The 15720-nt window shown below is 71.2% G+C and carries 15 protein-coding genes; all 15 read right to left on the reverse strand.

Annotated features, from left to right (window positions below):
* Positions 1-9: 9 nt before the first annotated feature.
* The 15 genes from JAV76_RS10565 to JAV76_RS10635 all read right to left on the reverse strand — a co-directional run bounded on the left by JAV76_RS10565 (position 10) and on the right by JAV76_RS10635 (position 15712).
* Positions 10-525, reverse strand: coding sequence for an NUDIX hydrolase (locus tag JAV76_RS10565; RefSeq protein ID WP_198734021.1), 516 nt, complete (start codon positions 523-525; stop codon positions 10-12).
* On the reverse strand, positions 522-4067 hold the full coding sequence (gene dnaE, locus JAV76_RS10570) for a DNA polymerase III subunit alpha (protein WP_198734022.1): 3546 nt from the start codon (positions 4065-4067) through the stop codon (positions 522-524). Before dnaE ends, JAV76_RS10565 begins: the two co-directional genes overlap by 4 nt.
* Before the next feature lie 9 nt (positions 4068-4076).
* Positions 4077-4592, reverse strand: coding sequence for a GNAT family N-acetyltransferase (locus tag JAV76_RS10575; protein WP_198734023.1), 516 nt, complete (start codon positions 4590-4592; stop codon positions 4077-4079).
* Positions 4589-5527 (reverse strand): RluA family pseudouridine synthase, encoded by a 939-nt coding sequence (locus JAV76_RS10580; protein ID WP_198734024.1) that lies wholly within the window; start codon positions 5525-5527, stop codon positions 4589-4591. Before JAV76_RS10580 ends, JAV76_RS10575 begins: the two co-directional genes overlap by 4 nt.
* Positions 5527-6126, reverse strand: coding sequence for a signal peptidase II (gene lspA / locus JAV76_RS10585; RefSeq protein ID WP_198734025.1), 600 nt, complete (start codon positions 6124-6126; stop codon positions 5527-5529). The genes JAV76_RS10580 and lspA overlap by 1 nt, the downstream gene beginning before the upstream one ends.
* Before the next feature lie 57 nt (positions 6127-6183).
* Positions 6184-6645: a TraR/DksA family transcriptional regulator gene (locus JAV76_RS10590; protein WP_198734026.1), complete on the reverse strand. Its 462-nt coding sequence runs from the start codon at positions 6643-6645 to the stop codon at positions 6184-6186.
* Positions 6646-6780: 135 nt separating this feature from the next.
* Positions 6781-7437, reverse strand: coding sequence for a DivIVA domain-containing protein (locus JAV76_RS10595; protein ID WP_198734127.1), 657 nt, complete (start codon positions 7435-7437; stop codon positions 6781-6783).
* A gap of 171 nt (positions 7438-7608) precedes the next feature.
* Positions 7609-7896: a YggT family protein gene (locus tag JAV76_RS10600; protein WP_198734027.1), complete on the reverse strand. Its 288-nt coding sequence runs from the start codon at positions 7894-7896 to the stop codon at positions 7609-7611.
* A gap of 3 nt (positions 7897-7899) precedes the next feature.
* Positions 7900-8391, reverse strand: coding sequence for a cell division protein SepF (locus JAV76_RS10605; RefSeq protein WP_198734128.1), 492 nt, complete (start codon positions 8389-8391; stop codon positions 7900-7902).
* Positions 8392-8545: 154 nt separating this feature from the next.
* Complete coding sequence (gene pgeF / locus JAV76_RS10610) at positions 8546-9307, reverse strand: peptidoglycan editing factor PgeF (protein WP_198734028.1); 762 nt, start codon at positions 9305-9307, stop codon at positions 8546-8548.
* A gap of 4 nt (positions 9308-9311) precedes the next feature.
* Positions 9312-10664, reverse strand: coding sequence for a cell division protein FtsZ (gene ftsZ / locus JAV76_RS10615; RefSeq protein WP_198734029.1), 1353 nt, complete (start codon positions 10662-10664; stop codon positions 9312-9314).
* A 162-nt stretch (positions 10665-10826) separates the two neighbouring features.
* Positions 10827-11654 carry a cell division protein FtsQ/DivIB gene (locus tag JAV76_RS10620; RefSeq protein WP_198734030.1) on the reverse strand — a complete coding sequence of 276 codons (828 nt, stop codon included), beginning with the start codon at positions 11652-11654 and terminating at the stop codon, positions 10827-10829.
* A 167-nt stretch (positions 11655-11821) separates the two neighbouring features.
* Entirely contained in the window at positions 11822-13276 is a 1455-nt protein-coding gene (murC, locus tag JAV76_RS10625; RefSeq protein ID WP_198734031.1) for a UDP-N-acetylmuramate--L-alanine ligase, read from the reverse strand.
* Positions 13273-14409, reverse strand: a complete 1137-nt coding sequence (murG, locus tag JAV76_RS10630) for an undecaprenyldiphospho-muramoylpentapeptide beta-N-acetylglucosaminyltransferase (RefSeq protein WP_307844157.1) — start codon at positions 14407-14409, stop codon at positions 13273-13275. The genes murC and murG overlap by 4 nt, the downstream gene beginning before the upstream one ends.
* The gene (locus JAV76_RS10635) at positions 14402-15712 is read right to left on the reverse strand and encodes a peptidoglycan glycosyltransferase FtsW (protein ID WP_198734033.1); all 1311 of its coding nucleotides are present in this window, start codon (positions 15710-15712) and stop codon (positions 14402-14404) included. The genes murG and JAV76_RS10635 overlap by 8 nt, the downstream gene beginning before the upstream one ends.
* Positions 15713-15720: the final 8 nt, after the last annotated feature.

Below are 15720 nucleotides of genomic sequence, written 5' to 3' on the forward strand. Positions count from 1 at the left end.
TCCCCGAGTCTAGGTCGCGCGGAAGGCCCGGCCCCTCGGGGCGACCGGAAAACCGAAGGTCGTGACCGGCGTCACGCTCGAGCTCACCATGCCGTCGAGCACGGCCCGTTCGTGCGGGACCACCGGTTCCGGGAGGCAGGCCAGCGGAACCCACCTCAGGTCCGCCGCCTTGTCGGCCTCCTGGAGGACGGGTGAGCCGGACCACGTCCGGCACCGGAAGAAGAAGTCGACGCGCTCCTCGACGGGACCGCCTCCCGGGGTGGTGCGGTGCATGACCGTCACGGGGTCGAGCTCGGCCGGGTCCACGACGATCCCGAGCTCCTCACGCGCCTCCCGGACCGCGGCGTCGAGCACGGACTCGCCCTGCTCGACATAACCGGCCGCCGCGCACGCCCAGTGGTCGTCCATGTACCCGGTGCCCCGGCGCAGCTGGAGGAGCACCTCGGGTCCCTGCTCACCCTCGCGCAGGAGCACGACGTACGCCGCGGGGACGACGCGGAAGCGATCGACGGCGGCGGTGCTCATCCGAGGCAGCTGGGCCCGAGGAGCGCCTTGAGGTCGCCGAAGAGCGCCGGGGTGCGCTCGACGCGCAGCGCGTCGTCGAGCCGCATCACCTTGGTGCGCCCCGGGGTGGTCAGCCGCAGGTGCACCTCGGTGACACCCGGGTGCGTGCGCAGGATCTCCCGGAGCCGCTCCACGACCGGCTGCGTGCAGCGTGACTCGGCGAGCGTCACGAGGATGGGTGCGTCCGCGACCGCGGAGATGTCGGGGAGCGAGACCTCCATGGCCTGCAGCTGCATCGTGTCGTCACGACGGCGGACCCGTCCACGCAGGACCACGACCTGGTCCTCGGCGAGGATCGTCGAGTACGCCAGGTAGGTCTCACCGAAGAACATCACCTCGACACCCCCGTCGAGGTCCTCGATGGTCACCGCGGCCCACGGGTTCCCCTGCTTGGACATCTTGCGCTGCAACGACGTGATGAGACCCGCGATGACCACCGTGGAGCCGTCGGGCCTCGTCTCGTCCGCGAGGAGCGCCGCCACGGAGGTCTCCGCCGCCTGGGCGAGGACGTGCTCGAGCCCGGACAACGGGTGGTCGGACACGTACAGCCCGAGCATGTCGCGCTCGAAGGCGAGCAGCTGCTTCTTGTCCCACTCGGGCAGGTCGGGGATGTCGATGCTGAACGACACGGCGTCGTCCCCGTCGCCCCCGAAGTCGGCGAACAGGTCGAACTGCCCCTTGGCCTCCTCCCGCTTGACCCCGATGACGGAGTCGACGGCCTGCTCGTGCACGACCTGCAGCGCCCGCCGCCCGTGGCCGAGCGAGTCGAACGCCCCGGCCTTGACGAGCGACTCGATCGTCCGCTTGTTGCACACGACGGCGGGCACCTTGTCGAGGAAGTCCGTGAAGGACGTGAACTCGCCCTTCGCCTCTCGGGTCGTGACGATCGCGTCCACGACGTTCGCGCCGACGTTGCGCACGGCGGTGAGCCCGAACCGGATGTCGCTGCCGACGGCCGTGAAGTTCGCGGACGAGGAGTTGACGTCCGGGGGCAGGACCGTGATGTGCATGCGGCGGCACTCGTTGAGGTAGAGGGCCGACTTGTCCTTGTCGTCCCGCACCGAGGTGAGGAGCGCCGCCATGTACTCCGTCGGGTAGTTCGCCTTGAGGTACGCCGTCCAGTAGGACACCACCCCGTACGCGGCGGAGTGCGCCTTGTTGAACGCGTAGTCCGAGAACGGTAGGAGGATGTCCCACAGGGTCTTCACCGCGGCCATCGAGTAGCCGCGCTCCGTCATCCCGTTGGAGAAGCCCTCGAACTGCTTGTCGAGCTCCGACTTCTTCTTCTTGCCCATCGCGCGGCGGAGGATGTCGGCCTGGCCGAGGCTGTACCCGGCGACGCGCTGGGCGATCGCCATGACCTGCTCCTGGTAGACGATCAGGCCGTGCGTGGTGCCGAGGATCTCCGCGAGCGGTTCCTCGAGCTCCGGGTGGATCGGGGTGACCTCCTGCATGCCGTTCTTGCGGAGCGCGTAGTTCGTGTGGGAGTTGGCGCCCATCGGGCCCGGGCGGTAGAGCGCGCCCACCGCGGAGATGTCCTCGAAGTTGTCGGGGCGCATGAGCTTGAGGAGCGTACGCATACCGCCACCGTCGAGCTGGAACACGCCGAGCGTCTCGCCGCGCCCGAGGAGTGCGTACGTCGCAGGGTCGTCGAGCGTGAGCGTCTCGAGCTCGACGGGCTCCTTGCCGTTCATGACGATGTTCTCGAGAGCGTCGTCGAGGATCGTGAGGTTCCTCAGCCCGAGGAAGTCCATCTTGATGAGGCCGAGCTCTTCGCACTTCGGGTAGTCGAACTGCGTGATGACGGCGCCGTCCTGCGGCCTGCGCATGATCGGGATGATGTCGATGAGCGGGTCGCTCGACATGATCACGCCCGCCGCGTGCACGCCCCACTGCCGCTTCAGGCCCTCGATGCCCTTGGCGAGCTCCACCACGCGCTGGGCCTCGGGGTCCGCGGCGTGGACCTGCCGGAACTCCTCGGCCTCGTTGTAGCGCTTGTCCTCCGGGTCGAAGATCCCCGTGAGGCTGATGTCCTTGCCCATGATGGCGGGCGGCATCGCCTTGGTGAGCTTCTCCCCCATCGCGAACGGCAGGCCGAGGAGGCGGCTGGAGTCCTTGAGGGCCTGCTTCGCCTTGATCGTCCCGTAGGTGACGATCTGGGCGACACGGTCCTCGCCGTACTTCTCCGTGACGTACCGGATGACCTCCCCACGACGACGCTCGTCGAAGTCGACGTCGAAGTCGGGCATGGACACACGGTCCGGGTTGAGGAACCGCTCGAAGATGAGCCCGTGCTGGAGAGGGTCGAGGTCCGTGATGCGCATCGCGTACGCCACCATCGACCCCGCACCCGACCCACGTCCCGGTCCCACGCGGATCCCGTTGTCCTTGGACCAGTTGATGAAGTCCGCGACCACGAGGAAGTACCCGGGGAACCCCATCTGGGTGATCACCTGGACCTCGTAGTCCGCCTGCTTGCGCACTGCGTCGGGGATCCCGTCGGGGTACCGGTAGCGCAGGCCGCTCTCGACCTCCTTGATGAACCACGACGTCTCGTCCTCACCGGGCGGCGCAGGGAAGTTCGGCATGTAGTTGGCCGCGGTGTTGAAGCTCACGTCGCACTGCTCCGCGATGAGCAGCGTGTTGTCGCACGCCTCCGGCAGCTCCGACCACAGGCGCCGCATCTCCGCGGCGGACTTCACGTAGTAGCCGTCGCCGTCGAACTTGAAGCGGTCCGGGTCCGCGAGCGTCGAGCCCGAGTTGATGCACAGGAGAGCCTCCTGCGAGTGGCTGTCCTCCTGCTTGACGTAGTGGAGGTCGTTGGTCGCCACCAGGGGCGCGCCGATGTCCTGCGCCACGCTCAGGAGGTCCTTGAACACGCGGCGCTCGATGTCGAGCCCGTGGTCCATGAGCTCCACGTACAGGCTGTCCTTGCCGAAGATGTCCTGGAGCTCGCCGGCCGCCCGGACCGCCTCGTCGTACTGGCCGAGCCGCAGCCTGGTCTGGACCTCGCTCGACGGGCACCCCGTCGACGCGATCATCCCCGGGCTGTACCGCTCGAGGAGCTCGCGGTCCATGCGGGGCCACTTGCCCATCTGACCCTCGAGGGACGCGTACGAGCTCATCCGGAAGAGGTTGTGCAGGCCGTCGTTGTTCTTCGCCCACATCGTCAGGTGGGTGTACGCGCCCCGTGCGGAGACGTCGTCGGACTCCTGCCCCTTCTCCCCGAACCGCACGCGGGTCTGGTCGAACCGGCTCGTGCCGGGTGTGACATACGCCTCGACGCCGATGATGGGCTTCACACCGGCAGAGGTGGCCTGCTTCCAGAAGTCGTAGGCACCGAAGAGGTACCCGTGGTCCGTGGTCGCGATCGCGCGCTGTCCCAGCCGCTGGGTCTCCTCGAAGAGGTCACCCAGACGCGCCGCCCCGTCGAGCATGGAGTACTCGGTGTGCACGTGCAGGTGGACGAAGTCATCGGACGCAGGGGCGACGGCAGACGGCATGCGTCGAGTCTAGGACCCCGTGCGCGGTGCTCGGACGACCTTCGACGCGTCCCGGTGGCGGATCCCGGCGTCGAGGTACGCCTCACCGGTGACGACGTACCCGAGACGTTCGTAGAACCCGGTGGCGCTCTCCTGCGCGCTCAGCAGCACGGTCACCGACCCGCCGACACCGTGCCGGGAGAGCGCCACCGCCTCGAGCTCCGCCATGAGCCGCGCGCCGACCCCGCCGGACCGCCGCTCGGCGAGGACCGCGACGCGGCCGACGTGGACCTCCCCGGGGTGCGTCGGATCGCTGAGCACGCGCCCGGTGGCGATCACCTCGTCCGCGCCCGACGGCCCTGTGCCCGGGGACACGAGGAGCAGGTGGGTGGTGGTCGCCGCGGTGTCGGCGTCGTCGATCTCCTCCTCGACGGGGACGCCCTGCTCGTCGACGAAGACGGCGAGCCGCACGGCCCAGGCCGCCTCGAGCTGCTCACGCGTGGTGACGTGCACCACGACGAGCGGGCCGGGCCCGGACGAGGTCACCGGTACGCCCCGCGAACCACCTCGAGCGCCGCGGCGAGGTCCGCCGGGTACTCGCTCCGGACCTCGAGGTGCTCGCCCGTGGAGGGGTGCTCGAAGCCCAGGCGCATCGCATGGAGCCACTGCCGGGACAGGCCGACCTTCTTCGCGAGGGTCGGGTCCGCACCGTAGGTGAGGTCCCCCACGCACGGGTGGCGCAGCGCGGAGAAGTGCACGCGGATCTGGTGGGTGCGTCCCGTCTCGAGGTGCACCTCGACGAGGGACGCCGCGGACAGCATCTCGAGCACCTCGTAGTGGGTCACGGACGGCTTCCCCTCGGCCGTGACGGCGAACCGGTAGTCGGAACCCGGGTGCCTGCCGATGGGCGCGTCGATCGTGCCGGTCGTGGGCTCCGGATGGCCCTGGACGAGCGCGTGGTAGACCTTGTCCACCGTGCGCTCCTTGAAGGCCCGCTTGAGCACCGTGTACGCGTGCTCGCTCTTCGCGACCACCATGAGTCCCGACGTGCCCACGTCGAGCCGGTGGACGATCCCCTGCCTCTCCGCGGCCCCCGACGTGGAGATGCGGTACCCGGCGGCGACGAGCGCCCCGACGACCGTCGGGCCCGTCCAGCCGACCGACGGGTGCGCGGCTACCCCGACCGGCTTGTCGACGACCACGACGTCGTCGTCGTCGTGCACGATCCGCATCCCGGGCACCGGCTCGGCGACCACCTCGAGCCCACGGGCCTCCTCGACCTCCGGGAGGGTCACCTCCAACCATCCGTCGGGGTGCAGACGGTCGGACTTGCCCACCACGCGCCCGTCGAGGAGGACACCACCGTCGGTGGCGATCTGCGCGGCGACGGTCCGGGACAGCCCGAGCATGCGGGACAGCGCGGCGTCGACCCTCTCGCCGACGAGACCGTCCGGGACGGGGAGCGTCCGTGGTGCAGCCATCAGGCGTCCGCCTCCTCGTCCGTCTCGTCCGTGCGGCCCTCGGGGCCCACACCGACGAACGCGAGCACGGTGATGAGCACGGCGGCTCCCACGATCGCGATGTCCGCGACGTTCCCCACGAACGGCCCGTAGTCGATGAAGTCCACCACGTGCCCGGTGGGGAACCCCGGGTCGCGGAAGAGGCGGTCGAGGAGGTTGCCGACCGCACCACCGAGCACCATCCCGAGAGCGACAGCCCACGACATGGTCCGGACCCTGCGTGCCGTCACCAGGATGATCACGACCACCACGGCGGACAGGAGCGTCAGGACCCAGGTCATCCCGCTCGCGATCGAGAGCGCCGCGCCCGGGTTGTAGACCAGGCGCAGCTGCACGAGCTCGCCGAGGAGAGGCTCGGCGGCGCCTCCCGCGACGAGCGCGGACTCCGCCCAGATCTTCGTCAGCTGGTCGGCGACGAGCACCAGCGCCGCCAGCCCGAGGAGCACGGCGAGCGTGCGCCCGCGGGTCCCGGTACGACGGTCGTCGGCACCACCACGGGGCTCACCTCGCTCCACGGCGGGGGCAGTGTCGGTCTCTGGGGTCTCGTCAGGCTCAGACATCACGGAGAAGTCTCGCACGGCCGACCGACCACGCCCGCGCGCCCTGGATCGAGATGCTCAGCGACGTTCCTCGCGCTGCTTGCAGGTCACGCAGAGCGTCGCCCGAGGGAACGCCTGCACGCGCGCCTTGCCGATCGCGTCCCCGCAGGACTCGCAGGTCCCGTAGGTCCCGGCACCGATGCGCGCGAGGGCGCGCGCGTCCTGCGCGAGCATGTCGCGCGTGTTGTTCACGAGGGTCAGCTCCTGCTCGCGCTCGAGCGCGGAGGATCCTGAGTCGGCCTGGTCGTCCCCGGCGCCGTCACCGGAGTTCCTCAGGAGCTCGGAGAGCTCCTGGTCGGCGGCGACGAGCTCGTCCTGCAGGCGGACCGACTCCGCGATGAGGTCGTCTGCGAGGACCTCGACCTCGGCGACCGTCCAGGGCTCTTCGCCCTCACGGACGGGGAAGCCGGGTGCGTCCTTGGAGAGGTTCGGGAACTGCTCCCGAGCGGGGGCGCTGCTCATTGCGTCACGGGTGGACATCACGGCCTCTTTCGTCGAAGTGAGCCGACATTAAACGCCCGAGCCGGTGCACGCAATTCACCACGCCGCGTCGTGCGCGGGTGGGTCGCGTGCACCGGCTCGGGTGCGCTCGGCCTGCTGGTGGGACGAGGGGGTTCAGATTCCCTGCTTGCCCTGACCGTCGCCGGGACGGGAACCCGGGAGGGCGCTCCCTCGGTTGTCGAGGTCGCCGAGGAGGTTCTGCAGGTAGCTCTTGAGCCGCGTCCGGTAGTCGCGCTCGAAGATGCGCAGCTCGTCGATCTTCCGTTCCAGGAGCGCTCGCTCCTGCTCGAGCTGGGACAGCGTGCGCTGCGACGTCTCCTCGGCCTCTCGGACGATCCGCCCGCCCTCGGCCTTGGCCTCGGCGATCAGACGGTCACCCTCCTCCTGGCCGGCCCGCACGTGGTCGTCGTGGAGCTTCTGGGCCATCTGGATGATCCCGGTCGCCATCTCCGGCTCGCGCGGCGGCATCCCGGGCGCGGCTGCGGGCTGCGGGGTCTCGACCACCGGCGCCGGAGCAGGCTCGGGCGTCTTCTCGACGGAGACCGGCTGGTCGGCGGCCTGCTGCTGGGCGTTGGCCCGGCTGAGCTCGGCGACCCGACGCTCGGACGCCTCGAGCTTCGCCTTGAGGTCGTCGTTCTCCGCGTAGAGCTCCCGCAACGTGTGCAGGACCTCGTCGAGGAAGTCGTCCACCTCTACGACGTCGTAACCCTCCCGGAACTTGGTCGCCGGGAACTTCTTGGTCAGGACGTCATCTGCTGTGAGCAGTGCCACCATCGTTTTCACCTCGAATACTTGCGCTGGTCTAGTCCGGTCAATCCACCGACCGCCACTGGTCACGCTAGCGGACGTTCAGTCTGACGCGCTCACCATGGGCCCGTGTCGGCCGCTCATTCCCGTCGGGGGGTGCGCGGCGTCACAGCACCCTCGGCGCCGTGACGAACCTCAGCCCCTGCCCAGGGCACCGAAGATCTGCCAGAGGAACGTCACACCCACGAAGAGGATGAGGAATCCCACGTCCAGGCGGAACTGCCCGATCGTCAGGGGCGGGATCACGCGACGCAACAACTTCACGGGCGGGTCCGTGACCGTGTAGAACGCCTCGGCGAGGACGAGCAGGAAGCCCGTGGGCCTCCAGTCGCGGGAGAACACCTGGACCCAGTCAAAGATCACCCGCCCGAAGAGGGCGATGATGTAGAGCAGGCACAGGAAGGCGAGCAGGTTCCAGATCACGCGTCAGCTCTGGTTGTAGAAGCCGGCCCGCGTCGAGCCCGTCTTCTCGGCGACGCGCTCCTCCCCGGAGACCTCGACGTGCTCGGGCGAGAGGAGGAACACCTTGTTGGTGACGCGCTCGATGGCACCGCGCAGGCCGAAGATCAGCCCGGCCGAGAAGTCCACGAGTCGCTTGGCGTCGGCGTCGTCCATGTCGGAGAGGTTGATGATGACCGGGGTCCCGCCGCGGAACGCCTCGCCGATCACCCGGGCGTCGTTGTACGACCGGGGGTGCACGGTGGTGATCCGGCGCAGCTCGGCGGCGGGCGTCGGCGCAGCCGTCTCGCGCCGCGCGACGGCGCGGTTGATCGGCGTCACCTGCGCCTCGTACTCCTGGGGCACGTCGGTTCCTACCTCGTCGTAGTCGTCGTAGTCCTCGTAGGTGTCGTGCTCGAGGTCGCCTCGATCATCAGCGAGGCCTAGGTACAGCATGGTCTTGCGCAGGGCTCCGGCCATCGCCATCTCTCCGTTCTTCTCGGGCCGTCCGGCGGTGCCCGGATGGCTCCGGCCGCTGACGGTGGCTTCACGCTAGCCCAGGTGCCGTGGTCCCACCTCACGACACGCCACTCCTACGCAGAACATTCAACCTCGACTTGAGGTGGAGCCGTGATCAGGCGTCTCGCACGACGACGGCCGCGAAGCGACCCGTGGTCGACCCCAGGGCAGTTGCCCTGCGGTGGGAGAAGAACCTCTCGTCGGTGACGGTGCACGCGTCGACGCGCTCGACGGCACCGACGCCGGCCGCGCCGAGCTGGGTGGCCACCGCGGCGGGCAGGTCCAGGGCGGTGGTCCCCCACGACGTGGTGGACCTCGCTGCGGGCACGACCCGGCACACGTCCTCCTGGAGGCCGGGAGGCACCTCGTAGCACCTCCCGCAGACCGCCGGTCCGACGACGGCGCGCACCCGCGCTGGTTCCGCGCCCGAGGCGACCATCGTCGCGACGGCACCGGGCACCACGCCGGCGAGAACACCGGCCCTCCCTGCGTGCACGGCTGCGACGACTCCCGCGACCGGGTCGGCGAGGAGCACCGGGACGCAGTCGGCCACGAGCACCGCGACGGGGACGCCCACCGAGGTCGCGACCAGCGCGTCGTGCTCCCCGACGGCCGAGGCCGAGTCCGCCGGGGGGCGAGCCACGAGTGCGACGCCCGCCCCGTGGACCTGTGTCGCGTACGTCACGGGCGCGCCGGCCCACCCGTCGACCCGTCGCCTGTTCTCCGCGACGCGGGCGGGCTCGTCGGTGACACCGAGACCGAGGTTCATCGAGGACCAGGGGGCGGGTGACACGCCGCCGTGCCGCAGGGTGAACGCACCGCGGACCCCGGGCCCGAGGTCGGCCTCGAGCATCGGGGCCCGCGAGGGCGACGTCATCGCGTCACTTGAGGAAGTCGGGGACGTCGAGCTCCTCGACCCTGCGCCGCGGGGGCTCCTCGTCGAAGATCCGCGGCACCTCGAGCTGCCCCGTGCGCGTCACCGCGTCCGGGTCGGTGGAGAGGAACGCGGGGACCTGCTCCGGCTGCTGGTGCTGGTGGTGCTGCTCCTCGCGCTGCTCCGGTGCGGGCTGGACGGGCTGGCGCGTGCTGGGGTTGAGCGGCGCGACGTCCGCGCCGTCGAAGCCGGAGTCGAGCGGCACGACGGGGCGGGCGAGCGCGTGGACGCCCGTGGTCGTGGGCACAGGAGCGAGCGTCACGGGGGGCGGTGCGGCCTGGGTCTGCTGCACGGGCGCCTGCGGGGCACCGCCACCGACCTGACCGCCGCGGGCGTCCTTGCGGGTCTGGGGAGCACCGCCGTCGAAGCCTGCAGCGATGACGGTCACGCGCACCTCGTCACCGAGCGCGTCGTCGATGACCGCACCGAAGATGATGTTGGCCTCGGGGTGGGCGGCCTCGTGGACGAGACGGGCGGCCTCGTTGATCTCGAAGAGACCGAGGTCGGACCCGCCCTGGATGCTCAGGAGCACGCCGTGCGCGCCGTCGATGCTCGCCTCGAGCAGCGGGGAAGAGATCGCGAGCTCGGCAGCCTGGACCGCGCGGTCGTCGCCCCGTGCGGAGCCGATGCCCATGAGAGCGCTGCCCGCACCCTGCATGACGGACTTGACGTCCGCGAAGTCGAGGTTGATGAGCCCCGGTGTGGTGATGAGGTCCGTGATGCCCTGGACACCGGAGAGGAGGACCTGGTCGGCCGAGTGGAAGGCGTCGAGGGCCGAGACGTTGCGGTCGGACATCGACAGCAACCGGTCGTTCGGGATGACGATGAGGGTGTCGACCTCCTCGCGCAGCGCCTCGATCCCGGAGTCGGCCTGCGTGGCACGGCGACGCCCCTCGAAGGTGAAGGGGCGGGTGACGACGCCGACGGTGAGCGCACCGAGCGACCGGGCGATGCGGGCGACGACGGGAGCGCCACCGGTCCCGGTGCCACCTCCCTCTCCCGCGGTGACGAAGACCATGTCGGCGCCCCGCAGGACGTCCTCGATCTCCTCCTCGTGGTCCTCGGCGGCCTTCTTGCCGACCTCGGGGTCCGCGCCCGCGCCGAGACCGCGCGTGAGCTCGCGGCCCACGTCGAGCTTGACGTCGGCGTCGGACATGAGCAGCGCCTGCGCGTCGGTGTTGATGGCGATGAACTCGACGCCCTTGAGGCCGACCTCGATCATCCGGTTGACGGCGTTCACCCCGCCGCCGCCGATCCCGACCACCTTGATCACTGCTAGGTAGTTCTGCGGAGTTGTCACGTCCGTGCCTCTCGATCCTGGTAACCCTGAACCCTCACCCTCAACTAGAGGGTTATAGTTATGTCAGGCTGTGCTGTGCGCGACGCTATGCGCCACGCCTCGCCCTATCAACGACCGAGGCCGCGTGTCGGGAACTTCTCCCCCATCATCCCCCGAGATCGCTCAGCGGGTGATCGGGAAGGTCGGCGCCGACACGTCGAAGACCGCCGCACCCCGGCTCACCTCCGCCGTGCGCAGCGTCTCGAGGACCCGCACCTTGAGCGCCGAGTCCTGCGAGCTCCCCCACTCCACCACGACGCCGTCGCGCAGCGTCAGCGTCACCGCGTCCTGCGACGCGGCCGAGATCGACGCCACCTCGGCAGCGAGGCCCTCGGGCAGCGAGTTGAGGACCACGAGGGCCGCCTCGACGGTCCGACGGTCGTCCCCCGTCAGGGGGATGTCGATCACCGGGAGCTCGGGCGGGGCCGAGTCGACCCGCGCCACCTCCACCGCGTCCCGGTCCAGCAGCGCCGCACCGCCCTCGACAGGGACCGCGACCACGGGCTCGCGCGCCTCCACGTCCACACGGAGCCCGGACGGCCACTGCCGGGCGATGTCGACGTCGCGGACGTTCGGGACCGCGAGGATCTGGTCCCGGAGCCGCACCGTGTCGAGCAGCGCCAACGAGGTCCCGGCCTCCTGGGACACGACCTCACGGATTGCGACAGGATCCACCGAGCTGCCGGTGCCGTTCACCGCGAGATGGTCCGTGTCGAAGGACAGCAGCTCGGAGTAGAGGAGCACCCAGAGCGCGCCCCCGAGCACGAGGGCGGCCACGGCCCCCAGGCCGATCCTGCGCACGATCCGGTGCCGCCGCATCGCGCGCTGCTCCGCGAGCCGCTCGGCCATCCCGGTCGACAGGACCGGCACCCTGTTCGTGGGCGCAGTCGTCAAGGACCGCACCACGGGGACCACGGCACCGTCCTGCCCGGCGTCATCCCGGCGCGCCACGGCCCCCGACGATGCCGCCTCTGACGCGCCGTGGCCGGACCGACGAGGAGCGGCACGCCCCTCGGACCGTCCCGGGCGCGGGTCGGACGACGGGCGCCGGGGCGTGGGCGGGCGGCGCGCGCCCTGCCCTGACCCGGACCCGCGCGGCCGCGGAGCGGCAGGCTGCTTCACGTCGCCCCCGGAGAGCTTCCGCCGAGACGCTGCGCGAGGGCGTCGAGGACGGTCGAGCCGAGCTCCGTCACGTCACCGGCGCCCACCGTGAGGACGACGTCCCCCGGAGCCGCCTCGGAGGCGACGGTGAGCGCCGCCTCGACCCGGTCCAGGACGACGCGGCCACGGCCGGAGCGCATCCGGTCGACCACGAGGTGCGGTCCGACCGACGGGTCCACGTCCTCACGCGCCGCGTAGACGTCGCACACGACGACGAGGTCGGCGGCGTCGAAGGCGTCGGCGAACTCCTGCGCGAAGATGCGCGTCCGGGAGTACAGGTGCGGCTGGAAGAGGGCCAGCACACGCCCGCCCCGCGCCACGCCGCGTGCTGCGGCGAGGAGCGCGGCGACCTCGGTGGGGTGGTGGGCGTAGTCGTCGACCACACGCACCCCACCGACCTCTCCTCGCGTCTCGAAGCGGCGGCCGGTCCCCCGGAACTCCCCCACGGCGCGGGCAGCCTCGTCGGGTGTCACCCCGAGCACCACGGCGGCCACGACCGCGGCCGCGGCGTTGGACGCGTTGTGCTCGCCCGAGACCCGCAGCCGGACGTCGAGCCGGACGTCCTCGTCGACGAGCGACGTCCCCGGGTGGAGCGTCAGGACGAAGGAGCACCCCCCGCTCAGGTCGTCGACCACGTACCCGCTCACCGTCGCGCCCGCGGCCGACGCGGTGCCGTACGTCACGACCCGCGCACCCGCGTCCGCGCGACGCCGGGCGAGGGCGGCCGAGCCCGCGTCGTCCGCGCACGCCACGAGGGTGCCGCCCTCGACGACGTTCGCCGCGAAGTCGTCGAAGGCCTGCTCGAAGGCGGCCCGGGTGCCGTAGTGGTCGAGGTGGTCGGGCTCCACGTTCGTCACGACGGCGACCGTCGGACGGTAGTTGAGGAACGACCCGTCGGACTCGTCGGCCTCGGCGACCAGGACGTCACCCGTGCCCCGGTGCCCCCCGGGCAGCGGGCCGTCCTCGGTGAGCACGGTGCCGCCGATCGCGAACGACGGGTCGAGGCCCGCCCCGCGGAGCGTCACCGCGGTGAGGGCAGAGGTGGTGGTCTTCCCGTGGGCGCCGGCCACCGCCACGGAGCGGCGCCCGGCCATGAGGACGGCGAGCGCCTCGGACCGGTGCATGATCCGCAGGCCGCGCGCCCGTGCGCCGGCGAGCTCGGGGTTGTCGTCCCGGACCGCGCTCGACAGGACCACCGTCGTCGCGTCGCCGAGGTTCGACGCACGGTGCCCCACGTGGACCGTGACGCCTTCCGCCACCAGCTGGTCCGTGGTGACGCTCCGCCGGGCGTCGGACCCCTGGACGGCCGCGCCGTCGGCCGCGAGGAGCCGCGCGACGACCGACATGCCGGCGCCCCCGATGCCGACGAGGTGGACCGTCCCGAGATCGGTGACCGTCGGCCGGGCTGTCACGGGGCGCCCCGCCCGTGCGCGGCGGCCTCCTCGACGAGGTGCGCCACCTTCCCGGCGGCGTCCGGGACCCCCACGCTCGCTGCGGCCACCCGCATGCGCGCGAGCGCCTCGGCGTCCCCGAGGAGGGGGACGACCTCGGACCGTACCCAGCCGGCGGTGAAGTCGTCGTCGGCGACCAGCAGCCCGCCCCCTGCCTCGACGAACGCCGCAGCGTTGAGGCGCTGCTCGCCGTTGCCGATGGGGAGCGGCACGAAGACCGCAGGTAGCCCCAGGGCTGCGAGCTCGCAGACGGTCCCGGCGCCGGAGCGGCACACGACCAGGTCCGCCACCGCGTAGGCGTGATGCATGTCCGCGAGGTACTCGAGCACGTGGTAACGGGCCGCCTGGTCGGCGGGCAGGCCTGCTACGGCGCTGCGGACGTCGTCCGCCTTGCCGCGGCCCGTGAGGTGCAGGACCTGGACGCCGTCACGGGTCAGCTCTTCCGCGCAGGACGCGACGGTGTCATTGATGCGCTTCGCGCCGAGGGACCCTCCGGTGACGAGCACGACGGGTGCGTCCGGGTCGAGCCCGAGCTCCGCGGCCGCCTTGCGCCGCGACCCGTCGGCGTCGTCGGCACGCTCCGTCAGCAGGCCCGCGATCTCGGTCCGCAGCGGCAGACCCGTCACCTGGGCGTCGGGGAAGGCCGCCGCCGGGAACGTCAGGGCCACGGAGCGCGCCCACCGTGCACCGAGGCGGTTCGCAAGACCGGGGCGGGCGTTCTGCTCCTGCACGACGACGGGAACGCCCCGACGGCGTGCGGCGAGGTACGCCGGCGTCGACACGTAGCCCCCGAAGCCGACGACCACCTGGGCGTCGATCTCGTCGATGGCCGCGCCGGCCGCCCGGACCGCCGCCCGCAGCCGTCCGGGCAGCCGGAACCAGTCGAGCGTCGGTCGGCGGGGCATCGGCACCCGGGGGACGACCGCGAGCCGTAGCCCTCGGGCCGGGACCAGGTCGGACTCGAGCCCTTCTCGGGTCCCGAGGACGACCATCCTCACCCCAGGGTTCCTGCGCTCCAGCTCGTCCGCGACCGCCAGCAGCGGATTGACGTGCCCGGCCGTGCCGCCGCCCGCCAGGAGTACTGACTCAACCACGAGATCCCTCACGTTCTGTCTTCTCGTCCGCGCGCCCTGCGCGGCCCCGTCGTCCTCGCGCGGCGCCACCGACGACCGCGATCGACCGGCGCACCACGCTGGGTCGCGCCGAGAGCGCCTCGCGCGCGCCCGGTTCGTCCCGTGCGAAGGATAGAGCCATCCCGAGGCCGAGCATGGTCGCGACCAGCGCAGACCCTCCTGCCGAGACCAGCGGGAGCGGAACCCCGATGACGGGGAAGAGCCCGATGACCACGCCGATGTTCACCAGCGCCTGACCCACGATCCAGCACGCGAGGGCCGACGTGGTGATCTTCACCATGGGGTCCGGGTGACGGCGGACGACGCGGACCATGGACAGGCCCAGGAGGCCGAACAGGAGGAGCACGAGGAGCGTCCCGGGCAGGCCGAGCTCCTCCCCGAGGACCGCGAAGATGTAGTCGTTGTGCGCCTCGGGGAGGTAAGACCACTTCTCGAAGCCCGCACCCAGCCCGACTCCGGTGAGCCCGCCCGTCCCGAGGGCCTCGAGTCCCCGAGCAGCCTGGTAGCACTCGTTCTGCTTGTCGCAGTCGGCGCCGTAGGTGGCCATGATGCGCATCACGCGGTTCTGCGAGGTGAGGACGAGCGCGACCACACCGGCGATCCCGGCGAGGCCCGCGACGGCGAACATCCGCATGGGCACGCCGGCGACGAACATGGCCCCGGCGACGAGGAGGAGGAGGATGAGCGCCGTCCCCAGGTCGTTGCCCGCGAGCACGAGGAGGACGACGAGCCCCGCCACGGGGACCGCCGGGACGAAGGCGTGCTTCCAGCTGGTCAGCAGCGAGAGCTTGCGGCCGAGGACCACGCCGAGCCACAGCGCGAGAGCCACCTTCGCGAGCTCGGACGGCTGGATCATGACGCTGCTGCTGAGCCGCACCCAGTTCGTGTTGCCGTTCGCGCCGTAGGCCAACGGCGTGAAGATCAGCATCTGCAGGGCGATCGCCACGAACAGCGCGGGCCAGGCGATGCGCTTGTAGAACGACGGGCGCAGGAACATCGCCAGGATCATGAAGGGCAGGCCCATGAGGGCGAACTTCGCCTGGTTGAGGAACACCGAGTAGGCGGAGTCGCCGTTCTGGAGCGCGTCGACCGACGAGCTGGACAGGACCATGGCGAGCCCGAGCACGAGCAGGAGGATCGTCGAGCCGCCCATGAGGTAGTAGCTCATCACCGGGCTGCGCCACTGCACCGACCAGATGCCGCGCACGGTGGGCGGCTGGTCGTCCCGCGGGCCTGCGGGGCGCGGAGAGGTCGTCTGCGTCATGAAACCGT

Source organism: Sanguibacter suaedae, assembly GCF_016342785.1.
Classification (GTDB): Bacteria; Actinomycetota; Actinomycetes; order Actinomycetales; family Cellulomonadaceae; genus Sanguibacter; species Sanguibacter suaedae.